This window comes from Cupriavidus sp. U2, assembly GCF_009663685.2.
Lineage (GTDB): Bacteria > Pseudomonadota > Gammaproteobacteria > Burkholderiales > Burkholderiaceae > Cupriavidus > Cupriavidus necator_C.
Window position 1 is genome coordinate 99,076 of record NZ_RCOG02000026.1, and the last position, 23,251, is coordinate 122,326.

The window sequence follows — 23,251 nt, forward strand, 5'->3', positions numbered from 1 at the left end:
ATCTGAAAGAGGCTCGATCGATGTCTGAATGGCGTGCGGGCGGATGAATGGCGGCGATTACCTGGCAGGTAGTCGTGCAACATCCGGCCATGTGCTGTAATGCGGCACATGGAAACGCTCACGCCTGGCTCCGAAGCCGCCATCGACTTTCCCGGACTCCTGCGCTACTGGCGCAGCAAGCGCGGCTACAGTCAGCTGGCGCTGTCGCTGGCGGCCGGGGTATCCCAGCGCCACATCAGTTTTCTCGAATCGGGCCGCGCCCGGCCCAGCCGCGAGATGGTGCTGGCGCTGGCCGACCGGCTTGGCGTGCCGCTGCGCCAGCGCAACCGGCTGCTATTGGCCAGCGGCTATGCGCCGGCCTACAGCGAAAACGCGCTGGGCGCGCCCGCGATGCAGATGGTGCGTCACGCCATCTCGCTGATCCTTGCCAAGCAGGAACCGTATCCGGCCGTGGTGCTGGACCGCTTCTGGCATCTGGTCGATGCCAACCAGGCGTACCGGCGCATGCTCGAACAGCTGCTGGGCAGTCGCCAGCCGGCCACGCTGGACGGTGACGGCGGACGCGTCAACCTGATGCTGGCCGTATTCGACCCGAACGGGCTGTGGCCGGTGCTGGAAAATGCGCGCCAGGTGGGCCGCTACCTGCTGCGACGCGTCTGGCAGGAGCTGCAGGTGCAGGCGCATGACCAGACCGCGCGGGAGATCTTTCGTCGCATTGCCGAATGGCATTCGGATCTGGTGGGGAAGGGCGGCGTGCTGCTGGTGGAGGACGACCCGGCAGACGGGCCGCTGCCGCCCGTGCTGCCGGTGGTGGTGCATGCGGGGCGGTTCCGCGCGTCGCTGTTCTCCACGCTGACCACGCTGGGCAATCCGCAGGACGTCACGCTGCAGGAGCTGAGAATCGAGTGCTTCTATCCGGCCGACGATGCGACCCGTGACCTGTTCGAGGCGTTGGCGGCGGCGCCAGGCCGTCCGTAGCCGGCAGGATCGCCGCCGAGAGATCCTTCCACATCGCAGTTCAGCCAGAAAAGCACAGTCGTGCTAACATCGGCCGGCCGTCGTGGCTTGCAGGCTGCGGCGGCATCGTTACGTCTTCAGGGCGGGGTGCAAGTCCCCACCGGCGGTATGTGGCCACTGTCGAAAGACAGCGGCGCCACGAGCCCGCGAGCGCCCGCATTCCCGTGCGGGGTCAGCAGACCTGGTGAGAAGCCAGGGCCGACGGTCATAGTCCGGATGAAAGAAGATGGGCGGAATCCGCATGGCATGCCCACGCGCGAACGGCGCTGTCCGTCCGGCGCGGGCGGAGCGTCGTGCGGACGTTCGCTGATCGTTCCCCTGAAACGCCCATGAACTTCATTGCACGGAGCGTTTCACCCATGCTGGCTCTCAATCAAGACCCTCTTTCCGACCTGCCCTCTGGCGATATTGCCATGGCGGAAGCCGACCCGCGTCCGCTTGCCGAGCGCATCGCACAGGCGCTGGACGCCATGCGCGAGGGGCGTCCCGTCGTGCTGCTCGACGATGACGACCGCGAGAACGAGGCCGATCTGATCCTGGCCGCCGAGCGCCTGACCAACGTCAACATGGCGATGATGATCCGCGAATGCAGCGGCATCGTCTGCCTGTGCCTGACCGCCGACAAGGTGCGCAAGCTGGGTCTGCGTCCGATGGTCGAGAACAACCGCAGCCAGTACGGCACCGCGTTTACGGTGTCGATCGAGGCGCGCGAAGGCGTGACCACCGGCGTCAGCGCGGCCGATCGCATCACGACGATCCGCGCCGCCATTGCCGACGATGCCGGCACCGATGCGGTGGTCAGCCCGGGACACGTGTTTCCGCTGGTGGCCGTGGACGGCGGCGTGCTCAAGCGCCGGGGCCATACCGAAGGCTCGGTGGAACTGGCGCGCATGGCCGGCCTGTCGCCCGCGGCGGTGCTGTGCGAGCTGATGAATCCCGATGGCACGATGGCGCGCCGCCCCGAGGCGCTGGCCTTCGCGCACAGGTACCAACTGCCGGTGCTGACCATCGCCGACCTGGTGGCGTGGCGCGAGCAGCAGGGCTGACGCGGCAACGCCGAAGGACGGCGGGACTGATCCAGCGCAAGCCAGGCGCGAATATCGCGCGAAACCGCCGTATGCCCATGGCGGTCTGGCGCGATTTCCGGCGCTTTCCTGCGCGGCGGGGTGTCTTCCGGGGCGCGTGCTGTGCGAAAATCGTGGGCTTCTTCCCGTCCTTACGAGGGTACCTCCCGATGTTTTTCCGCATGTTCGCACGCACGGCCCTGCTCGCCGGCGCGTGTTTCAGCGTGGCGGCGCAGGCCGAGTCCAATGGCGCGCCGTCCCTCGTCAATCCGCCTGCGCGCGCGGCCGCGGCCAGCGGCCTGTACCAGTGCCAGGGGCCCAATGGCGGCACCATCTTCCGTGGCGCGCCGCGTGAAGGATGCACGCAGGTGGTGTCTCCCGATCCGGGGGCGCCCGACCCGCAACGCTGGCTGCCGCTGATGGGCGCCAATGGCGTGATTTCCTATCTGGACCAGACGTCGATTCGCCGGCGCGGATCGGAGGTGGGCGTCGCGCTGGTGCACAACGCGCCGCCGGGCGTGATCAAGACCGCCAGCGGCGACACCATCCGCTCGTCGCTCAAGCGCATGGTGTTCAACTGCGCCACATCCATGTATGCCGTGATCGAGCAGACGCTATATGCCAAACGCTATGCCCGAGGCGACTCGCTGTATACGATCCGCGGGCCTCAGGCAGGCATGCCGCAGCAAGCGGTGTCCGGCACGCTGGCCGGCGACCTGATGACGCGCCTCTGCCACTGAGCAGGCCGCTCAGGCGGTGATGCCTGAGCGCGGCCGACACCGGCGTTTGTCGCGGCTTCAGTCTTCGACGTGCCGCGCTTTCCAGGTGCCGTTCGACTGCTGGCAGAACCAGCCCGACCAGGCCTCGGTGGCGCTGCCACGCTTGAGGTCGGACTTGAGCCGGCGGCACTTCTGGCCCTGGTCGGTCTTGGTGGCGATCGGGCTGATCGTGCCATCGACGGCCTGGCGGCGGTTCTCGGCCGGGTAGTGCCATTCCACCACCTGGTTGTCCTCGGTGCTATTGAGCGCCTTCCCGACGGACTGCTGCAGCGAGGCCGCTTCCTTCTTGGTCAGCGTGCCAATGATGCTGCCGGACAGATACGTCTGGAAATAGGCGAATGCGGGTTGCGCGGTGCCCAGGAGCAGGGCGCAGCCCAGGCTGGCGGCCAGGGCCGGACGGGTTAGGCGCCGAACGTGCATGACGATTCCTTTTGGCTGAAACAGCGGATGGATAACGTTGGCGATTGTAAGCGCAGTGCATCGGAATGCACAGCCGGGCGGTCGTGCGGCCCCCGCAGTCGCCCGCCCGGCATCGGGTGGGCTCCCATTTCGCCCTCACGGCACCATCGTGGCGCCGTCCGATGGATGACCTATGCTTGACATCAGCCTTGCAGCTTGCGCGCGAGGCGCCTTCGAGCCGACAGGTGAGACATTTTGTTGCAAACGTTGCCCGGACGAAACGTGACTTTTAAGTCTCGAATTGTTAAGGTTTCGCCTCGCATTGCAACAATCTCGACATGCGTACGTTGCGTTGGGCGCGACTGCACCGATGTTTGATATCGGCGCCGCGCCTGGTGCGCCGCACGCTGGTCCGTCTTTTGCTGTAGCCAAATCGTTGAAGTTTCCCGACGTATTCCTGGGCGGCCGCTTCGTCCGGCTGCCTGCTTCCCTGCCAACCCTGTTCACGGTCTTCATGTCCGCATATCCGACGTCGTTCCTGCCGATCCAACGCCCGACCGCCGCGCCATCGCGCCGTTTATCCGGCCGGATGTCAGGGATGGGGCGCTGGATTGGCGGCGGCATGCTGGCCTTGCTGGCGCTGACCGCCCACGCCTTCGATTTCGAAACCGTGGCCGCGCGTGCGCGCCAGCTCTCGGCATCGCCGTACAAGCCGCCCAAGGCGCAGGAGCTTCCGCGCGAGCTGAAGGAACTGACCTACGAACGCTATCGCGAGATCGAATACAAGCCCGAGCGATTTGCCTGGCGCGGGGCGCGCCTGCCGTTCGAGATATCGTTCTTCCACGAGGGTATGGTGTTCGACCAGCCCGTGCGGATCAACGAGGTGGTCAGCAACAGCGTACGCGAATTCCGCTTCGATCCCGCGGCGTTCAACTATGGCTCGCACAAGGTGGACCCCGCCAAGCTCAAGGGCCTGGGGTTCGCCGGCTTTCGCCTGATGTATCCGCTGAACCAGCAGGGCAAGCGCAAGGACGAACTGGCGTCGTTCCTGGGGGCCAGCTACTTCCGCGCGTTGGGCAAGGACCAGTGGTACGGTCTGTCGGCGCGCGGCCTGGCCGTGGATACGGCGCTGAACTCCGGCGAGGAGTTTCCGCGCTTCACCGAATTCTGGATCGAACGGCCGTCGGCCAACGACAAGCAGCTGACGATCTATGCGCTGATGGATTCGCGCCGCATGAGCGGTGCGTACCGCTTTGTCATCAAGCCCGGCAACGAGACGGTGATGGAGGTCAAGTCGCGTCTGTTCCTGCGCGAGCACGTGACCAAGCTTGGCCTGGCACCGCTGACGAGCATGTATCTGTTCGGCGAGAACCAGCCGTCGGCCACCACCGATTTCCGCCCCGAGGTGCATGACTCCGACGGACTGTCGGTGCAGCTCGGCACCGGCGAGTGGATCTGGCGTCCGCTGGTCAACCCGAAGCGCCTGCTCGTGACGTCGTTCGCTGCGAACAATCCGCAGGGCTACGGCCTGATGCAGCGCGACCGCAGCTTCGACAACTACCAGGAAATCGGTTCCTGGTACGAGCGCCGCCCGAGCGGCTGGGTGGAGCCCCGGGGCAACTGGGGGTCGGGTCGCGTGGAGCTGGTGCAGATCCCGACGCCGGACGAGACCAACGACAACATCGTGGCGTTCTGGGTGCCGGACAACCCGCCCAAGCCGAAACAGGCTTTCGACTACGAGTACCGGCTCAAGTGGCAGAAGGACGGCGAGAACCTGCCGCCGATGTCTTGGGTCACGCAGACGCGTCGCGGCCAGGGCCTGACGCGCAAGGCGGACGACACCAGTTTCTCGCTGGTGGTGGATTTTGAGGGACCGGCGTTCAAGAGGCTGCCCGAAGAGGCGCGCCTGGACCCCGTGGTATCGGCGGACGCCAATGGCGAACTGCTCAAGACAACAGTCCAGCGCAACGAAGCCACTGGTGGCTGGCGCATGACGATGTTCATGCGGCGCAAGGACGAGAACAAGCCGGTTGAGTTGCGCGGCTACCTTCGCAACGGCAATACAACCCAATCCGAAACATGGAGCTACATCTTACCCCCCGGCTAAAGCAGCGCCCGGCCCAGGCGGCGGCAGCATGCGAGCGCTATGTCGACCGCCTGCCGGCTTCGCCCGAACTGCGTAGCGAGCTGCTGGCCGATACCCCCAAATCGCTGATGTCCAGCGTGCCGGCCGAGGGTATCGAAGTGCCGTCGGCCATGATTGAACTGCAAACGCGCCTGGCCGGTCGCGACCCGAAGGACAAGGAAGCTCCCGATTTGAACCACGGCAACGCCCCTGGCGGGGCCACCTACGCATCGGTGGGCCGTCGCTTTGCGATGGCCTATGGCAACCCGCAGGTGGACGGCCAGCCGCTGCTGCGGCGCAACGACGATGGCACCGTGCGCGTGCATACGGGGCCGGAGCCCGAGCGCGCATCGATGGTGCCGCGCCAGTGGCCGCCGCATATCGTCTGGGGCGGCATCCGCAATGCCTGGCGCAAGATGCTGGGCCGCCCGCCCGTGCCCGAGACCTGGGATACGCTACACGACGGCCCCGACGCCGAAGGCAAGTGGCACCCGGCCGGTTCGCACCGTCGCTGGTTCCTGCTGGCGCTGGTGGTGGGCCAGACCGTCATGGCCACGTACTTCATGTCGCGTGTGCTGCCGTACCACGGTGCCGATCCGCTCGAAGTGGCCATCCTGACGCTGTTCGCGATCCTGTTCTCGTGGGTGTCGGCCGGTTTCTGGACGGCGATGATGGGCTTCCTGGTCCTGTTCAAGGGCGGTGACAAGCACCTGATCTCGCGCAGCGCCGCCAGCGATGCACCGATCGACCCGTCCGCGCGCACGGCGATCATCATGCCGATCTGCAATGAAGACGTGACGCGCGTCTTCGCGGGCTTGCGCGCAACCTACGAGTCGCTGGAACGCACGGGCGAGCTGCAGCATTTCGATTTCTTCGTGCTGTCCGACAGTGGCAATCCCGACCTGCGCACCGCCGAGCACGACGCCTGGATCGAACTGTGCCGTGCCGTGGGCGGCTTTGGCCGCATCTTCTATCGCTGGCGCCGTCACCGCGTAAAGCGCAAGACCGGCAATGTGGCCGACTTCTGCCGCCGCTGGGGCAGCAAGTACAGCTACATGATCGTGCTGGACGCCGACAGCGTGATGAGCGGCGACTGCCTGGCCACGCTGGCCCGGCTGATGGAAGCCAACCCGGGTGCCGGCATTATCCAGACCGCGCCGCTGGCCGTGGGCCGCGACACGCTCTATGCCCGCGTGCAGCAGTTCTCCACGCGCGTCTATGGTCCGCTGTTCACGGCCGGGCTGCACTACTGGCAGCTTGGCGAGTCGCACTACTGGGGCCACAACGCCATCATCCGGATCAAGCCCTTCATGGAGCACTGCGGCCTGGCGCCGCTGCCCGGCAAGGGGCCGCTGTCCGGCGAAATCCTGTCGCACGACTTTGTCGAGGCCGCCATGATGCGGCGCGCGGGGTGGGGCGTGTGGATTGCCTATGACCTGCCCGGTTCGTTCGAGGAACTGCCGCCGAACCTGCTGGACGAGGTCAAGCGCGACCGCCGCTGGTGCCAGGGCAACCTGATGAACTTCCGGCTGTGGATGAAGCAGGGCTTTCACGCCGTGCACCGGGCCGTGTTCCTGACCGGCATCATGGCCTATGTGTCGGCGCCGCTGTGGCTGCTGTTCCTGCTGCTGTCCACCGCCGCGCTGGCCAAGCATGCGCTGGTGCCGCCCGAGTATTTCACCAAGCCATACCAGCTGTTCCCGACCTGGCCCGAATGGCATCCGGAAAAGGCGCTGATGCTGTTTTCGGCCACGGCCACGCTGCTGTTCCTGCCGAAGCTGGCCAGCGTGATCCTGTTGCTCAAGGATGCGAAGCAGTACGGCGGCGTGGTGCGCCTGTTCCTGAGCATGCTGATCGAGATGACGCTCTCGGCGCTGCTGGCCCCGACGCGCATGCTGTTCCATACCAAGTTCGTGATCGCCGCGTACAGCGGCTGGGGCATTTCGTGGAAGTCGCCCCCGCGCGAGGATGCCGAAACCACCTGGGGCGAAGCGTTCCGCCGCCACGGCTGGCACACGGTGCTGGGCCTGGTGTGGGGCGCGGGCGTGTACTGGCTGAGCCCGGGCTTCATCTGGTGGCTGCTGCCGATCGTGGGCTCGCTGGCGATGTCGATTCCGCTGTCGGTCATGCTGTCGCGCGTATCGCTGGGCCGCGCCGCGCGACGCGCGGGTCTGTTCATGATCCCGGAGGAAACCTATGTGCCGCGCGAGATCGTCGAAACGCAGCAGCATGTGGAAAACGCCCAGGAAACGCCGCGCTTCGTCGATGCCGTGGTCGATCCGGTGACCAACGCGCTGATGTGCGCCACGGCCACGCCGCGTACGGTACAGCCGGAGCCGGCCAGGCTGCAGCATGCGTCGCTGGTGCAGCACGCGCTGACCCATGGCCCCGGTTCGCTGTCGGCGGCGCAGAAACATGTGCTGCTGGGCGACCCGTTCGCCCTGTCGAAGCTGCACGAACTGGTCTGGGGGTCGCCGCTGGCCGATGCCGCCTGGAAGGAAACGCGGGTGCTGCTGCGCCGCGCCCCCAACGTGCTGCCATTGCGGCCAAGGGTGGCGTGACCGTCGGTCCGCACCATAAGGAACGGCAGGCGCCAGGGCCTGCCGTTTTTTTTGCCCGTTTCAAACGGGAGCGTTTCAGCGGAGCGTTTCAGCGCAGCGCCGACACGCAGATCGGCGCATTGATATAGACGTCGCCCACGCGGCGTTCGCCGCGGTCGTTACGCGTCATGTAGCGGAACATCATGCTGACGCCGAGCTTGGTCAGGATTTCCACGTCGCGGTTGGCGCAGATGTTGCGCTGGAGCGGCGCGGCGTAATTCACCTCGAAGCTCGCCAGGTCAAGCATCGGGCCGCGGAAGTTGGTCAGTTCCAGCTGGAAGAGCACGTGCTTGCCCGGGATCGACTGGCAGCGGCGCAGGCGCGTCTCGCCGTCGATCTCGATGGGCAGGATGTCGTTGAGCTGGCGGCAGGCGCGTGCCAGCACGCTGTCCGGGCGATTGGTATTGCGCAGCAGTTCGGGAACGCCGGCCGCGCCGGTGTTCTGCCCGGTGGCCGCTCCCTTGAGCATGCGTGACAGGGCCTCGGCTTCGTCGATCGCCACGGGCGCGGGCGACGAAGCCGGTGCCATGGCGGGCGGCCTGCCAGGCGCGGCCCATGCGGGCAACGACGGCAAGGCTGCGAGTGCAACCAGGCTCAGCGAAGCAATAAACGGCGTATGTCGTATGGTCATGCAGGATAACGTTGCCGGGGACGGGTCCCGTGATCCGTCTCCCGCGATGCGTCTGACTGCGTGGTCTGGGGACATCCGTCCCGACAGGCACGCATTGTACCCTCCACGCCGCCACACGTGAAAGCAGCGCCACCCGTGATGCCGCACGGGCAGCCGGTTTGCGGCGGATTTTCCACGGTACGTCTGGTGACTTGACGCGCGCGCCGCCAGGGGCTTGCCCGCTATGCAACAATTGCGGCTTGTCTTACCGGATCCCTTTCATGACGTCCTCCGCAAGCGCGCGCACCGACGCGCGCTTTCCGCTCTGGCTGCTGATCTGCGCGTCGCTCACCGCCATCGCACCGCTTTCCATTGACATGTACCTGCCCAGCTTCCCCGCGCTGGCAGCCGACCTTCATACCGACATCGGCAAGGTGCAACTGACGCTGGGCACCTTCCTGGTGGGGCTGGCCATCGGCCAGGCGTTTTACGGCCCGGTCAGCGACCGTTTCGGGCGCAAGGCGCCGCTCTATGCGGGCCTGACAATCTATGGCGTGGCCGCCGCCGGCTGTGCGCTGGCGTCGAGCGTGGAGTCGCTGATGGTCTGGCGCTTCCTGCAGGCGCTGGGCGGCTGCACCGGGCTGGTGGTCTCGCGGGCGGTGATTCGCGACCGGCTCGAGGCACGCGAATCCGCGCGGGCCTTTTCGTCGCTGATGCTGGTGATGGGGCTGGCGCCGATCCTGGCGCCGCTGATCGGTGGGGCCGTCCTGGCGGCCACGGGGTGGCGCGCGATCTTCTGGATTCACTGCGGCGCGGCCGTGCTGCTGCTGTGGCTGATCCATACGCGCATGGAGGAATCGCTGGACCCGCAGCGCCGCCGCACGCTGCATCCCGGCACGGTGCTGCGCGGCTACTGGGAGCTGTTGCGCGACCGCGAATTCCTGGGGTACTCGCTGTCCGCCGGATGCGTGCAGGGGGGGATGTTCGCCTATATCGCGGGCTCGCCGTTCGTGCTGATCGAACTGCATGGCATCGATCCCTCCCACTACGGCTTTGTTTTCGGGGCCAACGCATTTGGCCTGATCGCGATGTCGCAGGTCAACGCCAGGCTGGTGCGCGCCCGCGCGCTGGACGATGTGCTGCGCGTCGCGCTGATCGCGCCATGCGTGGCGGGCCTGACGCTGGCCGCGGCCACGCTGCTGGGCGTGGCGTCGCTGCCGGTGCTGCTGTGCTGTTTCTTCGTGTTCCTGGCCGGGCTGGGATGCATCACGCCGAACGCTTCGGCGCTGGCCCTGGCGCATCAAAGCCATCGGGCCGGCACGGCGTCTGCGCTGATGGGCACGCTTCAGTTCGGTTTCGGCACGCTGGCCGGTGCCGCGGTCAGTGTCTGGCACGACGGCACGGCGCTGCCGCTCGCCGTGGTGATGGCGGTCTGCGGCAGCGGCGCCGTGCTGCTGCGTCTGTACGGGCGAGCCGGCATGCGCCAGCCCGGATGATCGGCCAGGCCGATTGGCCCGGGCCGCGCCGGGCTCGCGGCTCAGGCGGCCTGGTTGGCCGGCTGGGTCAACGGCACGGCCGGGGCGTTCTGCATGACCACCATCTGCGCCGGCATCGGGGCGGCAAAGCCGGCCGCGCCGAAGCTGTCGCGGATGGTCCGATTGGTGTCGAAGTACACCTGCCAGTAGTGGTCGTTGTGGCAGTACGGGCGTACCGCCAGCACCGGCCCCACAAGCGTGAATTCCAGGATCTCGACGTCGACCGCCGGTTCGGCCAGTACGTTCGGGATGGCGGCCAGTTTTTCCTTGAGCAGCGCGATGGCTGCCACGGCGTCGGTGGTGCCGGCCAGTTGGGCCTTCAGTTCCACGCGCCGGTACGGGTTGGCCGTGAAATTCTGGATCGTGTCGCTGAAGATCTTGTTGTTGCCGACCACGGTCAGGACGTTGTCCGGGGTATCGAGCGACGTGGCGAACAGGCCAATTTCGCGCACCGTGCCGGTCACGCCGCCCACGGTCACGAAGTCGCCCACCTTGAACGGACGCAGGACCACCAGGAACGCGCCAGCAGCGAAATTGGACATCAGTCCCGACCACGCCATGCCGATGGCCACGCCGGCCGCCGCGATCAGCGCCGCGAACGTGGTGGTCTGGATGCCGAAGTATCCCAGGATGCCGATCACCAGCACCACATTCAGCGTGACGGTGACGATCGATCCGACATAGCGCAGCAGGGTGGGATCGACGCTTTGCCTGGCAAGCGAATTCTGTACGAGCCGTACCACGAAATGAATCAGCCAGCGGCCCACCACCCAGAACGCCAGCGCGGCCAGGATTTTCACGCCGAATATGGTGGCGTAGCTGTAAATGACGTCGCGGATGCTTTGCAGCGAGGTGGTATCCATGAACATACTCCTGTGATTTACGGGCAGGAAAAACAGGGACAGCAAAAACGAAAGCATGCTGTCGATAATGTCAGGATCACAAGGCACGCCTGTGTCGGCGTTTGAGGAAACGGCAAGGGCATTATTGGGCGCTCGCGCGCGAAAGTTCAAGTCAATCTTTTTTGCGCGCCAAGTAAAAACGGCCGTGTTAATGCCCGGCCGCTTTTTTCCACAATGCCCTGCAAAACCGGTGGTTTACCAGTTGGTTTCACGCTCCGGCGTGGCCGAGATGCGGTGCAGCGTCAGGTCGGCGCCGTTGAACTCCTCTTCCGGGTCCAGCCGGATGCCCACCAGCTTCTTCAGCGTGCCATAGACCACCGTGCCGCCAACCAGCGCGACCACGATCCCCATCAGCGTGCCGGCCACTTGCGACACCAGCGACACGCCGCCCATCCCGCCCAGCAGGTGGCTGCCGAAAATGCCCGCTGCAATGCCGCCCCAGGCGCCGCAGAGGCCGTGCAGCGGCCAGACACCCAGCACATCGTCGATATGCCATTTGTTCTGGGCCAGCGTAAACAGATAGACGAACAGCACGCCAGCCACGGCGCCAGTCACCAGCGCGCCCAGCGGATGCATGATGTCGGAGCCTGCACAGACCGCCACCAGCCCGGCCAGGGGGCCGTTGTACGAGAAGCCCGGGTCGTTGCGGCCCGCCGCCCAGGCCGCCAGCGTGCCGCCGACCATCGCCATCAGCGAATTGATGGCCACCAGGCCGCTAATCTTGTCGATGGTCTGGGCGCTCATCACGTTGAAGCCGAACCAGCCCACCGCCAGCACCCAGGCGCCCAGCGCCAGAAAGGGGATGTTCGATGGCGGATGCGCGCTGATGCGACCATCCTTCTGATAACGGCCGCGCCGGGCGCCGAGCAGCAGCACGGCGGGCAGGGCGATCCAGCCGCCCACCGCGTGCACGACCACCGAACCGGCAAAGTCGTGGAACGGTGCGCCTGTTACCGAAGCCAGCCAGTCCTGCACGCCCAGGCGGTTGTTCCAGACGATGCCTTCGAAGAACGGATAGACAAAGCCCACCAGGACGAAGGTCGCCATCAGTTGCGGATTGAAGCGCGAGCGTTCCGCGATGCCGCCCGAGATAATCGCCGGAATGGCGGCGGCAAACGTCGCCAGAAAGAAGAACTTCACCAGTTCGTGGCCATTTTTCTCTGCCAGCGTCTCCGCGCCGGCAAAGAACTGGACCCCATAGGCGATGGTGTATCCGATGAAGAAGTAGGCCAGTGTCGACACGGCGAAATCGACCAGAATCTTTACCAGTGCATTGACCTGGTTCTTCTTGCGAACGGTGCCAAGTTCCAGGAATGCGAACCCCGCGTGCATTGCCAGCACCATGATCGCGCCCAGCAGGATGAACAAGGCATCCGTGCCTGTCTTCAGGTTCTCCATCGTTACCTCATGCTCAAAATGGGAGCACGGATAAGCAATTAGCGTTCCAGTTTTTGGCGCAAAACGGGGAATGCCGCGCCAAATCTGGGCGCGCCGCACCGGGCGCGCTGCCGGTGCATTCCCGTAGACGGCACGGAGCGGGCAAGGGTGGCGCGATCGTGGGGCATGCGTGCGCCAAAAAGACGCATGTCAGTGCGCGAATAGACCACGATTGGTGCATGACACGGCGATGCACCGAAAATGCGCGCAGTGGGCTGGCAGTCCGGCCCCGTCAAATCGGAAGGCGGAAATTGCGCAGCTCGGTGGATAATCGGCAATAATCTGCCGGTTTCATAAAGTGCGCCGTCCGATACGTCCTGATCCTCAAATGTGATGTGCCGATTCGAAAAACAGAGGGGTAAAAACCCCGCTAAGTCTTGTCGGAGAACGATTTCCGGCAGTTTTCGTTGCATCGGTGCCACTGGGGATTGCTCAAGCCGTAAAGGGCAGATTAGACTGCGCCGATCGGACTTTTGCCACTTGGCAAAAGTCCGGTGACGACGACCAAACAAGGGAAATCAGCCATGAATAAAGGTGAACTGGTATCGGCCATCGCCGCGGAAGCAGAACTCAGCAACGCCGCCGCCGAGCGCGCGCTGAACGCTGCGCTGGACAGTATCAAGAAGGCAGTTGCGAAGGGTGACTCGGTTACGCTGGTGGGTTTTGGCAGCTTCAGCTCGGGCAAGCGTGCTGCACGTACCGGTCGCAATCCGCGCACCGGCGAAACGATCAAGATCCCGGCCGCCAAGACGGTGAAGTTCTCGGCCGGCCAGGGTTTCAAGGACGCCGTGAACAAGAAGAAGTAAGCGCATCGCGTCCGGAGCGTTACAGAAGTACAGAAGTACAGAAAGCGGCCTGCGGGGCCGCTTTTTTTATTTGTCCCGCCGTGTATTCAGACTGTTTTGCTGCTTCGCAGCGGAAATCGCGCGCATCCGATATGCCATGACCCGGCCCAGCGGGTTACACTGCCCGCGCCTCATGCTCGATTTCTGGATTTTCTGCGATGAATGATCTGTCCCACCAGCTGTCCATGACCGTGCTGATGACGCCGGACATGGCCAATTTTTCCGGCAACGTCCACGGCGGCACCATCCTCAAGTACCTGGATATGGTGGCCTACGCGTGCGCGAGCCGCTACGCCGGACGGTATGTCGTGACGCTGTCGGTTGACCAGGTGGTCTTTCGCCAGCCGATTCACGTCGGCGAACTGGTGACGTTCCTGGCGGCGGTGAACTTCACGGGCCGCAGTTCGATGGAAATCGGCATCAAGGTGGTGACCGAGAACATCCGCAGCAAGGTGGTTCGCCACACCAACAGCTGCTATTTCACGATGGTGGCCGTGGACGACAACGGCACGCCGGCCGAAGTGCCGCCGCTGCAGCCGCGCGACGAGGTGGAGCGCCAGCGTTTCGAAGCCGCCCGGCAACGCCGTGCGCTGCGTCAGGAAATGGAGCGCCGCCACGACGAGATCAAGGGGGCGACCGCCGAATGACGCCGAGGCCGTTGCGAATTGTGCTGGCGGCTGGGCTGGCCTGTGGCCTAGCCACGGTGCTGGCTGCCGCCCATGCCGAGGAAATCGGTAGCGTTTCGACCAATTTCCGGGTGACGGGGTCGGACAAGGTCGTGATCGAGGCCTACGACGATCCGCAGGTGGAAGGCGTGACGTGCTACGTGTCGCGTGCCCGCACCGGTGGCATCAAAGGCACGTTCGGCATGGCCGAGGACCCGCCCGAGGCGTCGATTGCCTGCCGGCAGGTGGGGACGATCGCGTTCAAGGGCCCGCTCAAGGCGCAGGAGGACGTGTTCTCCGAACGCATGTCGATCCTGTTCAAGACGCTGCACGTGGTGCGCGCGGTGGATCGCAAGCGTAATACGCTGGTCTACCTGACCTATTCGGACCGCATCGTCAGCGGCAGCCCGCAGAACGCGGTGACGGCCGTCCCGGTGCCCGCCGGGACGCCGATTCCTGTGAAGTGACAGCCTCGCGGCGTCGCCGGGCGTTGCGACGCCGGCCTTCCTATTCGAACAGCTTGCGCAGGTTCGATTTCAGGATCTTGCCGTTCGGATTGCGGGGCAGCATGTCGTCCCGGACGATGACCCGTACCGGCACCTTGAACGCGGCCAGCTGCTGGCGCACGAAATCCTGCAGCTCCGCTTCGGTGGCCCGGGCGCCCGGCTTGAGGCTGACCACGGCGCCCGGCTCCTCGCCCAGCGTCCGGTGCGCAATGCCGACCACGGCCGCGTCCATGACGGCCGGATGCGCATACAACGCGCTTTCCACCTCGATACAGTAGATGTTCTCGCCGCCCCGGATCAGCATGTCCTTCATGCGGTCGACGATGTAGAGAAAGCCTTCCTCGTCCAGCCTCGCCACGTCGCCGGTGTGCAGCCATCCATCGACAAAGGTCTTTGCCGTGGCCTCAGGCTTGTTCCAGTAGCCACGCACGACGTTGGCGCCGCGCACCATCAGTTCGCCGATCTCCCCGGGCGGCAGCGCATTGCCGAAGCCATCGTCGATCTTCATCTCGCCGATCGGCAGCGCAGGGCCGCTGGCGTCCGGCCGGTGAATGTACTCGTCGGCGCTGTGGCTGGTGAACGTGGCGGACGTTTCCGTCATGCCCCAGCCGATGCCGGGCGCGGCGTTCGGAAAGGCCGCCTGGATGCGGCGCACCAGTTCGGGCGATGCCGGCGCGCCGCCGTAGTGGATGTTTTCGAGCGACGACAGGTCGAATTCGTCGCGCCGCGGATGTTCGATGATCTGCCAGGCGATCGTGGGTACGCCGCCGGCCGACGTGCATCGCTCGCGTTCGATCAGTTCCATTGCGCGCAGCGTGTCCCAGCGATACATCAGCACGATCTTGCCGCCGCTGGCCAGCGCCCCGTTCAGCACCGACATGCAGCCGGTGACGTGGAAGAACGGCACGGCCAGCAGCGCGGCCTTCTGCGGGGCATCGGGATTCGGCTCAGGCACCGGCTCGCCGCGCCGCAGCAAGTTGCGCAGCGGGCTGAACTGCGCGCAGACGGCCACCGAGCAGGCGTTGCGGTGGGTGCCGACGGCGCCCTTGGGTTTGCCCGTGGTGCCCGACGTATAGAAGATCGTGGCGTCGTCTTCGGGGTCGAGCGGCACCAGCGGCAGCGATTGCGACGGCAGCGACGGCCAGGCGCCGGAATCGCCGATCACCGAGGCCAGCGGCACGATGCGCGGGTCGTCGAACGTGGCGTCGGCCGGCGCACGGGACACGTAGATGCGTTCCAGCGCGGGGCAGTCCGGCAGGTGCTCCAGGATGCGGTCAAGGCGCTCGTGATCGACGATGGCGATGCGGCTGCCCGAATCCGACAGGCCGTATTCGAGTTCGGGGCCGGTCCACCAGGCATTGAGCGGCGTGACGATGGCGCCCGTCAGCAGCCCGGCATAGAGCGCCACGGGCCACTCGGGCAGGTTGCGCATGGCCACGGCCACGCGGTCGCCCTTGCGCACGCCGTCGCGCACCAGCTGGTGGGCAAGCGCGGTGGCGGCCAGCGCAAATGCGCGATAGCTGACCCGTTCGTCCTCGTAGACGACGAACGTCTTTTCGCCCCAGGCCGCGGCGACCAGGAACAGGTCGCGCAGCGTGGGCGGGGCGTTCTTCCAGACCGTGGTGGGAATGCCCCGGATCACACGCGTCTCGGTTTCGAACGGCGCCCCGGGGGCGGTCAGCCGGGCGTGCGCCTCGGCAATCGACATGACCGGCCACTGTGGGCCGGCCGGCGAGGGTTGCTGCGGATGTTGCGGATGTTGCGACATGCGTTGCCTCCCGCGCAAGACAGATCAGATCGTGACGCCCCCGTCCACCACCAAGGCCTGGCCGGTCATGAAGGTACTGGCCGCCGATGCCAGGAAGCAGGCCGCGCCGGCGATTTCCACCGGCTCGCCGATGCGGCGCAGCGGCGCGTTCTCGGTGGACTGCTTGTAGCGCACGGGATCGTCCCACAAGGCCTTGGCGAAATCGGTCTTGATCAGGCCCGGGGCGATGCAGTTCACGCGCACGTTGTGCGGCCCGAATTCCACGGCCAGGTTGCGCGCCAGCTGGAAGTCGGCCGCCTTCGAGACGTTGTAGACGCCAATCGTGGGCGATCCGCGCAGGCCGCCGATCGACGACACGATGATGATCGAGCCTTCCTTGCGTTCGATCATCTGCGGCGCCACCATCTGGATCAGCCAGTGGTTCGAGATCACGTTGTTGTCCAGCACCTTGCGGAACTGGTCGTCCGACACACCGCTCATCGGCCCGTAGTAGGGGTTCGACGCGGCATTGCAGACCAGGATGTCGACCTTGCCGAAAGTGCGGTTGGTTTCGTCGACCAGGTTTTGCAGGGCTTCCTTGGACGAGATGTTGGCGGCCACGGCCAGCGCCGTGCCGGCGCCGTGTTGCGCATTGATGGCATCGGCCACCTCCTGGCAGGCCTCGGCCTTGCGCGACGAGATGACGACCTTGGCGCCCTGGACGGCCATTTGCTCGGCAATGGCCCGGCCGATACCGCGCGAGGACCCGGTGATGATGGCAACCTTGCCCGACAGATCGAACAATGACATGGTGTCTCCTGATAGGGATGGGCAGCGGTCTTGGCCGCCGCCTGAATCGTGAATTGGCCGGGACATTATGGGCAGGCGTCGTTTCCCAGTCCACAGCCCGACTCGTACGGCAGGGCCGATATCAGCAAACTTTCTGCGGGCAATTCATGCGATGCATGAACCGTGCCGCAGCGCGGAATGTCAGGGCGCCGCCAGCACGGCTGGCAGCCGTGCCGCCAGCCCGGCGCGCAGGTCGTCGTCGATACGGATGCCGAAGCGGTCGGCCAGAGCGTCGATGACGTGGCCGGCCGTCGGCAGGTCGGTCTTTTGCACGCTGCCGTCCGGCATGCGCGCGGTCAGGCTGCCGTTGCCGAGCGACAGCCGCGTGCCGTCGGCTTCCGTGCGGGCGGCGATCAGCTTCTGCGTGAAGTGGCTGTCGGGATGCGTCGAGACGTACCAGTTGCGCGCCACGTAGTCGATTTGCGGCTGCGGCGTCAGGTCGAAGCGATACAGCACGCGCCAGGCCTCTGCATCGTCAGCATTCGCCTCGGGATCACGCACGGCCAGGTCATACGAATGGAAGCCCGTGCCGGCCACGGCGGCCGGCGTGGGCAGCAGCCGGTACGGGGATGCGGCAGCCGCCGGCAATGACAGCGCCAGCGCGCGGTCCGGCGTGGGGCCGCCAAAGCCGACATCGGCGACATGGCTTTCGTGCGCCACTTCCACGCGCAGCAGCATGTGCGACAGCCCCGTGGGGCGCTCGTCTGGCACGTTCCAGCGCACGCGGGCGGCCAGTGGCGTCACCGCGAATCCCAGCGCCTTGAGGCCCGCGCAAAACAGCGTATTGAGCTCGAAACAGTAGCCACCGCGCCGCTGCGCGACGAGCTTGTCGAATACCGCCGGCAGATCGATATTCACGCGCCAGCCCACCAGCGGGGTCAGGTTTTCGAACGGGATATGTCGCAGGTGGGCGCCGATCAGGATATTCAGCGTGTCCAGGGTGGGCGACAGATCGGCCTCGTTGCCGATGCCGATCCGTTCGAGCCAGGCATCGCGCTGGCCGATGGTGAGGGCGGGGATCTCGTCTTCGTGGCGCATATCGAGGGGACTGGAAGAATTAGTAGGGCGGCTCGAACGGCGGGTTGACCCTCTTCCGGAGCACGCGGTGCATCACTAATATAAATCCACAGCAAAACCCGGCGCGCAACGTGGTCTGGCGGTGCCGGCGGCCTGCGGGTGCGATCGCGCACGACCGCGCGCACGAGCAGAGACCAGAAAGCGCCTGAAAAAAGCCAGAAGAGAGGAGACGCCCCGTGAAAACCCTGATCGATCATCTGTCCAGCTACGCAGCCTACCACCGCGACAGCCGTAACGTCGTCACGCATTTCGTCGGCATTCCGATGATCGTGCTGGCCGTTACCGCGCTGCTGGGCCGCCCCGCCATGCCGCTTGGGGAAGGCGCGCTGTTCCTGACGCCGGCCATCGTCGTTTATGTGCTGGCCTGCCTGTTCTACCTGCGCCTGTCCTTCGGCTTTGGCGTGGCGATGGCCGCGATCCTGGCCATATTCGTGTGGGCGGGGGCATGGATTGCCGCGCTGTCCACCGTGGCGTGGCTGACCACGGGGATCGGCCTGTTCGTGGCAGGGTGGGTCATCCAGTTCGTCGGCCACTACTTCGAGGGCCGCAAGCCGGCCTTTGTCGACGACCTCGTCGGCCTGCTGGTGGGGCCGCTGTTTCTGGTGGCCGAAGCCGCCTTTGCCATGGGGCTGGCGCGCGAAACGCGCGATGCGGTGGCCGCGCACGCGCACTGATTCGCGGAAACTTTTGCGCGTTCGCGGCGTCTGTCACGTGCGAAAGTGGGGGGACGTACCGCTCCGCAGCGCATCTGCTGACGCAAACCAGCGACAAAACCCGGGTTTTTCCCTTGGTTTGACCTGTCGCATGTGAGAAAACCCCTTTACTTCTGGCCGTTTCCGCTATGATTCAGTGCGTGCCGGCCAGCACGATTCGCAAGCGATGACAGGTGCTACGCTGCGATGGATGGCAAATGGCCGGGACATCAATCTTCAACTCTCGTATATCGATATGGCGACCAAAGCGAAACCGACCGCGAAGACTGCAACCAAGCCTGCTGCCAAGAAGGCCGCAGCAACCAAGGCACCCGTGAAGGCTGCCGCAAAGAAGGCCGCACCGGCCAAGAAGGCTGCTCCCGCCGCTGCTCCGACCGTGAAGCCGCTGAAGGACACCTTCAACAAGTCGAGCCTGGTCGCTCACCTGGTGGCACAAACCCAGCTCGAAGCCAAGGCTGTGAAGACGGTGCTGGCTCACCTCGAAAACACCATCGTCAGCGCGCTGAACAAGAAGGGCGCTGGCGAATTCACGCTGCCGGGCCTGCTGAAGGTGACCGCGCAGCAAGTGCCGGCCAAGAAGAAGCGTTTCGGCAAGGACCCGTTCACGGGTGAAGAGCGTTGGTTCCCGGCCAAGCCGGCCAGCGTCAAGGTCAAGGTCCGTCCGCTGAAGAAGCTGAAGGACGCTGCGGCCTGATAGCCGAACTTTGGTAGTCGCCCGCCCGATGCCTGCCCCGTGCAGGCGCCGGACGGCTAAAGACCCCGTGTCTCGCAAGAGCACGGGGTCTTTTGGTTTATGGGCGCCCGGCCGGCGCCCGGGCGTCAGTACGCCTTGAAGTTCGCCGCCACGCGCTGGCGCAGGAAATCGCCGGCGGTGATCGGCGGATACTGCTTCGCCGGCCCCTCGATCACGGCATTGCGGTTGGCCTGGCAAAAGAACGCCAGGCTGTAGCGCGGGCCCATGTATTCGCCCGGCAGCGGGTTGCGTACGCGGTGAAAGTTCGACGGCAGGCGGTCGTCGCTCCAGCGCATCAGCATGTCGCCGATGTTGCAGGTGATCACGTCCTCGTCCGGTGGAATCGGCGTCCATGCCTGGGCCTCCATCTCCTTGCCGGGGCATACCTGCAAGCCGCCTTGTCCCTGGCGCTGGAAAAGCAGCGTCAGGCAGTCGAAATCGGTGTGCGCGCCGGCGCGCCAGAGGTCCAGTTTGTCCTGCGCCTCAGGGGGAATCGCGTAGTAGTGGAGCAGGCGCAGCGTGCTCTGATAGTCGGGCGCTACGGGGTCGTGCGCGCGCCTGAAGAAACCGGCGTCAAAGCCCAGCTTGTCGGCAAAGCAGGACAGCACCTTCATGCCGACGTCCCAGCATTGCCGTTCGAACGCGAGCATGGTGGCCTGGAAACCGGGCAGCTCGGTGTCCGTGGGCCACAGCGCGGCCATATGCGGGCGCGTGATCTGGTACGACTCTTTCTGATCGGGCGTGCCGGTGGACGGGCGGACCTGGGCGCGGGTTTCCCAGCCGGCGTTGTTGGCCTTCTGCAGCGGATACTGGCCCTTGATCGTCTCAGGCAGCGCGAAGAACTGTTCGGTCATGGCAAACGCTTCGCGCACGGCTGTCAGGTCGATGCCGTGGTTTTCCAGCTGGAAGAAGCCAATTTCGACGGCAGCCTGCCAGAGCTGGTCGGCAATCTCGGCTTTGCGTTGGTCAAAATCCGACAGGTCGATGCGGCGGATGTCCCGCGCATCGGTCTCGGTGCCGTGGGCGCCCATGCGCGACTCGCGCGCCAGTTCGTGCAGGGGGAGGGTGGTTGTCCTGGTCATGTCGTTCCGGGTTCAGGAAAAGTTGAACGGGTCCGGCCGACCGGGAAAGCGGGATACCTGGAATACCTGGGATGCAGGAAGTCTCTGGCTCTCGAGTTCCGCAGCGGCGCGGACATCAAGAGCAATTTCCTGCCGCCCGCCTGCGCCGATGGGTCGTCAGGAAACGGGCGGTTGAACGCTTCTACTCTTCAATCATCACCATCGCAGGTTTTGGGCCAGCGCAAAACGGACGAAATCCAGGTGTTTTTCACCTTCCTGGCGCATGGGGGGGGCGGTTGTGGTGCGTGGATGGGCTGGCGACGGTGCATCATCCGCACGGGGCGATGCATCCGGTGCTATCGCTGGGTCCAGCGCGGATCGCGCTTCTGCAGGAACGCGTCGATCCCTTCGCCCGCATCCTCTTCCATCATGTTGCGCGCCATCACGTCGCCAGCGAAGGCGTAGGCGTCGGCCAGCTGCATCGACTGCTGCCTGTAGAACATGGCCTTGCCATAGCGGATGGCCGTCGGGCTTTTCGCGCAGATCTGGGCTACCTTGCGCGCGACGGCGGCATCGAGGTCATCGTCGGCCACGGCTTCGTTGATCAGGCCCCAATCGGCCGCTGTCCGGGCGTCGATGAAGCGCCCGGTCACCAGCAGGTCGAAGGCCCGTTTCGTTGCCACGTTGCGCGACAGCGCCACCGACGGCGTGGAGCAAAAGAGCCCGACGTTGATGCCGGACACGGCAAACTGCGCCTGCATGGATGCGATCGCCAGGTCGCAACTGGCTACCAGCTGGCAGCCGGCGGCGGTGGCGATGCCATGGACGCGCGCAATGACAGGCACCGGCAGCGCCTGGATGGCCTGCATCACGACGCTGCACCGGGCGAACAGGCCCTGGTAGTACGAAAGCTCGGGCTGGCCGCGCATTTCCCGCAGATCGTGGCCCGCGCAGAATGCCTTGCCCTGGGCTGCCAGGATCACGCAACGCACGCTGTCATCGCTGGCGATGCGCTGGAGGGCGCCGTGCAGCGCGGCCAGCATGGCTTCCGAGAGCGCATTGAACTGCAGCGGCCGGTTCAGCCGCAGCGTCACCACGCCATCGCGGCTGTCACGCAGCACCAGCGGCTCGGTTGCCTTGTCGTCTGACTGCGCTGCCATATCGGACTCCGTCATCGGTCAATGGCGCAATGATCGCGCGATTTGTTCGAAATGGGTGCGGAATCAGGGTGAATCCGGATGCCGGGATCGCGGACGATTGGCGTAACGGTGGGTTGCCAGTGGTCTGCCCGAGTCCACCGCTGGCGCCGGCGGCGACTCCAAAAAAAAGAGCCGACTTGTGTCGGCTCTCAATGCTTCAACTCGATACGGTATGGCTTATTGCGGACCCAGCTTCTTGATCAGGGCGTCCAGCTTTGCCACTTCTTCCTCGGTCAGGTCGGTCAGCGGCGCGCGCACCGGGCCGGCGTCGTGGCCAACCAGCCTGGCGCCGGCCTTCACGATCGACACGGCGTAGCCATGCTTGCGGTTGCGGATGTCCAGGTACGGCAGGAAGAAGTCGTCGATCAGGCGGCCGATCGTGGCGTGGTCGTCGGCGGCCACGGCACGGTAGAAGTCCATCGCGGTCTTCGGGATGAAGTTGAACACGGCCGACGAGTACACCGGCACGCCCAGCGCCTTGTAGGCAGCGGCATAGACTTCGGCGGTGGGCAGGCCACCCAGGTAGGCCAGGCGGTCGCCCAGCTTGCGGCGCACGCGCACCATGGCTTCGATGTCACCCACGCCGTCCTTGAAACCGATCAGGTTCGGGCACTTGTCCACGACCTTGGCCAGCAGGTCGGCGCCGATGCGCGAATTGGCGCGGTTGTAGACGATCACGCCGCATCGGGTCGCCTTGCAAACCTCTTCGATGTGGTTGGCGATGCCGTCTTCGCTGGCTTCGGTCAGGTAGTGCGGCATCAGCAGGATGCCGTGGGCGCCCAGGCGCTCGGCTTCCCTGGCGTACTCGATGGCCACGCGGGTCGGGCCGCCAGCGCCGGCCAGGATGGGCACCTTGCCACGGCACGTTTCCACGGCGGTGCGGATCACATTCGAGTAGTCCTGCTGCGTCAGCGAGAAGAACTCACCGGTGCCGCCCGCGGCGAACAGGGCCGAGGCACCGTACGGCGCCAGCCATTCCAGGCGCTCGGTATAGGTGTCGGCGCGGAAGTTGCCCTGTGCGTCGAAATCGGTAACGGGGAACGAGAGCAGGCCTTCGGAAATAATCTGCTTCAGTTCTTGCGGTGTAGTCATGTCGCTCTTCCTGATCGCCACATGGCGAATGGTGGGTGAAGTGTGGATCAAGGCCCGTGGGTCCCCGTCCATTGTTGTGAACGTTTCGAGATAAGTCATCGTACAACTAACAACTTGACCATGCAAGTGGGATGGTGCAAACCAAGGGAAAACCCCGGGGAAAAGGGTGGCCAGGACGAGTGTCCACACGTCGCTCGGGGCCGCCGGGTTGGGATCGCAAACCGGGCAGCATCCCCCGCCAAGCCGCAAGCCAATTGAAAGGCAGCGGGATCGCCTGACGCACCGTAATACAGCCC

Annotated in this window: 22 protein-coding genes and 1 riboswitch; of the genes, 11 read left to right on the forward strand and 11 right to left on the reverse strand. The window is 65.3% G+C overall.

Annotated elements, in window-relative coordinates:
• Positions 1-108: 108 nt before the first annotated feature.
• From D9X30_RS19000 to D9X30_RS19010, 3 genes are all read left to right on the forward strand, one after another.
• The gene (locus D9X30_RS19000; RefSeq protein WP_153947984.1) at positions 109-978 is read left to right on the forward strand and encodes a helix-turn-helix domain-containing protein; all 870 of its coding nucleotides are present in this window, start codon (positions 109-111) and stop codon (positions 976-978) included.
• A 108-nt stretch (positions 979-1,086) separates the two neighbouring features.
• A riboswitch (FMN riboswitch) is annotated at positions 1,087-1,249 on the forward strand.
• A 127-nt stretch (positions 1,250-1,376) separates the two neighbouring features.
• Positions 1,377-2,063, forward strand: a complete 687-nt coding sequence (gene ribB / locus D9X30_RS19005; RefSeq protein ID WP_153947983.1) for a 3,4-dihydroxy-2-butanone-4-phosphate synthase — start codon at positions 1,377-1,379, stop codon at positions 2,061-2,063.
• 188 nt (positions 2,064-2,251) lie between these two features.
• A complete protein-coding gene (locus D9X30_RS19010; RefSeq protein ID WP_153947982.1) occupies positions 2,252-2,821 on the forward strand; it encodes a surface-adhesin E family protein in 570 nt (189 codons plus the stop codon).
• Positions 2,822-2,878: 57 nt separating this feature from the next.
• Here the strand turns inward: D9X30_RS19010 and D9X30_RS19015 are convergent, their stop codons facing one another.
• The gene (locus tag D9X30_RS19015; protein ID WP_153947981.1) at positions 2,879-3,280 is read right to left on the reverse strand and encodes an RT0821/Lpp0805 family surface protein; all 402 of its coding nucleotides are present in this window, start codon (positions 3,278-3,280) and stop codon (positions 2,879-2,881) included.
• Positions 3,281-3,848: 568 nt separating this feature from the next.
• On the opposite strand from D9X30_RS19015, the gene D9X30_RS19020 reads away from it, so the two are divergent.
• Both D9X30_RS19020 and mdoH read left to right on the forward strand, forming a co-directional pair.
• Positions 3,849-5,366, forward strand: a complete 1,518-nt coding sequence (locus D9X30_RS19020) for a glucan biosynthesis protein G (protein WP_153948071.1) — start codon at positions 3,849-3,851, stop codon at positions 5,364-5,366.
• Positions 5,339-7,945, forward strand: coding sequence for a glucans biosynthesis glucosyltransferase MdoH (mdoH, locus tag D9X30_RS19025; RefSeq protein ID WP_153947980.1), 2,607 nt, complete (start codon positions 5,339-5,341; stop codon positions 7,943-7,945). Before D9X30_RS19020 ends, mdoH begins: the two co-directional genes overlap by 28 nt.
• Positions 7,946-8,033: 88 nt before the next feature.
• On the opposite strand, the gene D9X30_RS19030 is transcribed toward mdoH, so the two are convergent.
• Complete coding sequence (locus D9X30_RS19030; protein WP_153947979.1) at positions 8,034-8,615, reverse strand: hypothetical protein; 582 nt, start codon at positions 8,613-8,615, stop codon at positions 8,034-8,036.
• Between the two features lie 260 nt (positions 8,616-8,875).
• Between D9X30_RS19030 and D9X30_RS19035 the strand changes: the two genes are divergently transcribed.
• A complete protein-coding gene (locus D9X30_RS19035; RefSeq protein ID WP_153947978.1) occupies positions 8,876-10,090 on the forward strand; it encodes a Bcr/CflA family multidrug efflux MFS transporter in 1,215 nt (404 codons plus the stop codon).
• Between the two features lie 41 nt (positions 10,091-10,131).
• Here the strand turns inward: D9X30_RS19035 and D9X30_RS19040 are convergent, their stop codons facing one another.
• From D9X30_RS19040 to D9X30_RS19050, 3 genes are all read right to left on the reverse strand, one after another.
• Positions 10,132-10,992 carry a mechanosensitive ion channel family protein gene (locus D9X30_RS19040; protein WP_153947977.1) on the reverse strand — a complete coding sequence of 287 codons (861 nt, stop codon included), beginning with the start codon at positions 10,990-10,992 and terminating at the stop codon, positions 10,132-10,134.
• Positions 10,993-11,226: 234 nt separating this feature from the next.
• The gene (locus D9X30_RS19045; protein WP_153947976.1) at positions 11,227-12,429 is read right to left on the reverse strand and encodes an ammonium transporter; all 1,203 of its coding nucleotides are present in this window, start codon (positions 12,427-12,429) and stop codon (positions 11,227-11,229) included.
• Between the two features lie 38 nt (positions 12,430-12,467).
• Positions 12,468-12,881 (reverse strand): hypothetical protein, encoded by a 414-nt coding sequence (locus D9X30_RS19050; protein WP_153947975.1) that lies wholly within the window; start codon positions 12,879-12,881, stop codon positions 12,468-12,470.
• Between the two features lie 111 nt (positions 12,882-12,992).
• Between D9X30_RS19050 and D9X30_RS19055 the strand changes: the two genes are divergently transcribed.
• From D9X30_RS19055 to D9X30_RS19065, 3 genes are all read left to right on the forward strand, one after another.
• Entirely contained in the window at positions 12,993-13,274 is a 282-nt protein-coding gene (locus D9X30_RS19055) for an HU family DNA-binding protein (protein ID WP_008651272.1), read from the forward strand.
• Between the two features lie 197 nt (positions 13,275-13,471).
• Positions 13,472-13,960, forward strand: a complete 489-nt coding sequence (locus D9X30_RS19060; RefSeq protein ID WP_124686467.1) for an acyl-CoA thioesterase — start codon at positions 13,472-13,474, stop codon at positions 13,958-13,960.
• Positions 13,957-14,445: a CreA family protein gene (locus D9X30_RS19065; RefSeq protein WP_153947974.1), complete on the forward strand. Its 489-nt coding sequence runs from the start codon at positions 13,957-13,959 to the stop codon at positions 14,443-14,445. The genes D9X30_RS19060 and D9X30_RS19065 overlap by 4 nt, the downstream gene beginning before the upstream one ends.
• A gap of 40 nt (positions 14,446-14,485) precedes the next feature.
• Here the strand turns inward: D9X30_RS19065 and D9X30_RS19070 are convergent, their stop codons facing one another.
• From D9X30_RS19070 to D9X30_RS19080, 3 genes are all read right to left on the reverse strand, one after another.
• Positions 14,486-16,252: a class I adenylate-forming enzyme family protein gene (locus tag D9X30_RS19070; RefSeq protein WP_153947973.1), complete on the reverse strand. Its 1,767-nt coding sequence runs from the start codon at positions 16,250-16,252 to the stop codon at positions 14,486-14,488.
• A gap of 24 nt (positions 16,253-16,276) precedes the next feature.
• Positions 16,277-17,041, reverse strand: a complete 765-nt coding sequence (locus tag D9X30_RS19075; RefSeq protein ID WP_153947972.1) for an SDR family oxidoreductase — start codon at positions 17,039-17,041, stop codon at positions 16,277-16,279.
• A 180-nt stretch (positions 17,042-17,221) separates the two neighbouring features.
• Positions 17,222-18,118: an arylamine N-acetyltransferase family protein gene (locus tag D9X30_RS19080; RefSeq protein ID WP_153947971.1), complete on the reverse strand. Its 897-nt coding sequence runs from the start codon at positions 18,116-18,118 to the stop codon at positions 17,222-17,224.
• Between the two features lie 215 nt (positions 18,119-18,333).
• Between D9X30_RS19080 and D9X30_RS19085 the strand changes: the two genes are divergently transcribed.
• Both D9X30_RS19085 and D9X30_RS19090 read left to right on the forward strand, forming a co-directional pair.
• On the forward strand, positions 18,334-18,831 hold the full coding sequence (locus tag D9X30_RS19085) for an Mpo1 family 2-hydroxy fatty acid dioxygenase (RefSeq protein ID WP_249641011.1): 498 nt from the start codon (positions 18,334-18,336) through the stop codon (positions 18,829-18,831).
• 274 nt (positions 18,832-19,105) lie between these two features.
• Entirely contained in the window at positions 19,106-19,564 is a 459-nt protein-coding gene (locus D9X30_RS19090; protein WP_153947970.1) for an HU family DNA-binding protein, read from the forward strand.
• A 125-nt stretch (positions 19,565-19,689) separates the two neighbouring features.
• On the opposite strand, the gene D9X30_RS19095 is transcribed toward D9X30_RS19090, so the two are convergent.
• The 3 genes from D9X30_RS19095 to kdgD form a co-directional block, all read right to left on the reverse strand.
• The gene (locus tag D9X30_RS19095; protein WP_153947969.1) at positions 19,690-20,685 is read right to left on the reverse strand and encodes an isopenicillin N synthase family dioxygenase; all 996 of its coding nucleotides are present in this window, start codon (positions 20,683-20,685) and stop codon (positions 19,690-19,692) included.
• A 335-nt stretch (positions 20,686-21,020) separates the two neighbouring features.
• Positions 21,021-21,824: an enoyl-CoA hydratase gene (locus tag D9X30_RS19100; RefSeq protein WP_153947968.1), complete on the reverse strand. Its 804-nt coding sequence runs from the start codon at positions 21,822-21,824 to the stop codon at positions 21,021-21,023.
• 216 nt (positions 21,825-22,040) lie between these two features.
• Positions 22,041-22,955 (reverse strand): 5-dehydro-4-deoxyglucarate dehydratase, encoded by a 915-nt coding sequence (gene kdgD / locus D9X30_RS19105; protein WP_153947967.1) that lies wholly within the window; start codon positions 22,953-22,955, stop codon positions 22,041-22,043.
• Positions 22,956-23,251: the final 296 nt, after the last annotated feature.

Bases quoted from the DNA above. Each gene is read 5' to 3' on its own strand.
- D9X30_RS19035 (WP_153947978.1), top strand. From the start codon at position 8,876: ATGACGTCCTCCGCAAGCGCGCGCACCGACGCGCGCTTTCCGCTCTGG.
- D9X30_RS19075 (WP_153947972.1), bottom strand. From the start codon at position 17,041: ATGTCATTGTTCGATCTGTCGGGCAAGGTTGCCATCATCACCGGGTCC.
- D9X30_RS19065 (WP_153947974.1), top strand. From the start codon at position 13,957: ATGACGCCGAGGCCGTTGCGAATTGTGCTGGCGGCTGGGCTGGCCTGT.
- D9X30_RS19050 (WP_153947975.1), bottom strand. From the start codon at position 12,881: ATGCAACGAAAACTGCCGGAAATCGTTCTCCGACAAGACTTAGCGGGG.
- D9X30_RS19030 (WP_153947979.1), bottom strand. From the start codon at position 8,615: ATGACCATACGACATACGCCGTTTATTGCTTCGCTGAGCCTGGTTGCA.
- D9X30_RS19080 (WP_153947971.1), bottom strand. From the start codon at position 18,118: ATGCGCCACGAAGACGAGATCCCCGCCCTCACCATCGGCCAGCGCGAT.
- D9X30_RS19020 (WP_153948071.1), top strand. From the start codon at position 3,849: ATGTCAGGGATGGGGCGCTGGATTGGCGGCGGCATGCTGGCCTTGCTG.
- D9X30_RS19090 (WP_153947970.1), top strand. From the start codon at position 19,106: ATGGCGACCAAAGCGAAACCGACCGCGAAGACTGCAACCAAGCCTGCT.
- D9X30_RS19070 (WP_153947973.1), bottom strand. From the start codon at position 16,252: ATGTCGCAACATCCGCAACATCCGCAGCAACCCTCGCCGGCCGGCCCA.
- D9X30_RS19055 (WP_008651272.1), top strand. From the start codon at position 12,993: ATGAATAAAGGTGAACTGGTATCGGCCATCGCCGCGGAAGCAGAACTC.
- D9X30_RS19000 (WP_153947984.1), top strand. From the start codon at position 109: ATGGAAACGCTCACGCCTGGCTCCGAAGCCGCCATCGACTTTCCCGGA.
- mdoH (WP_153947980.1), top strand. From the start codon at position 5,339: ATGGAGCTACATCTTACCCCCCGGCTAAAGCAGCGCCCGGCCCAGGCG.
- D9X30_RS19060 (WP_124686467.1), top strand. From the start codon at position 13,472: ATGAATGATCTGTCCCACCAGCTGTCCATGACCGTGCTGATGACGCCG.
- D9X30_RS19010 (WP_153947982.1), top strand. From the start codon at position 2,252: ATGTTTTTCCGCATGTTCGCACGCACGGCCCTGCTCGCCGGCGCGTGT.
- kdgD (WP_153947967.1), bottom strand. From the start codon at position 22,955: ATGACTACACCGCAAGAACTGAAGCAGATTATTTCCGAAGGCCTGCTC.
- D9X30_RS19015 (WP_153947981.1), bottom strand. From the start codon at position 3,280: ATGCACGTTCGGCGCCTAACCCGTCCGGCCCTGGCCGCCAGCCTGGGC.
- D9X30_RS19095 (WP_153947969.1), bottom strand. From the start codon at position 20,685: ATGACCAGGACAACCACCCTCCCCCTGCACGAACTGGCGCGCGAGTCG.
- D9X30_RS19100 (WP_153947968.1), bottom strand. From the start codon at position 21,824: ATGGCAGCGCAGTCAGACGACAAGGCAACCGAGCCGCTGGTGCTGCGT.
- D9X30_RS19045 (WP_153947976.1), bottom strand. From the start codon at position 12,429: ATGGAGAACCTGAAGACAGGCACGGATGCCTTGTTCATCCTGCTGGGC.
- ribB (WP_153947983.1), top strand. From the start codon at position 1,377: ATGCTGGCTCTCAATCAAGACCCTCTTTCCGACCTGCCCTCTGGCGAT.
- D9X30_RS19040 (WP_153947977.1), bottom strand. From the start codon at position 10,992: ATGGATACCACCTCGCTGCAAAGCATCCGCGACGTCATTTACAGCTAC.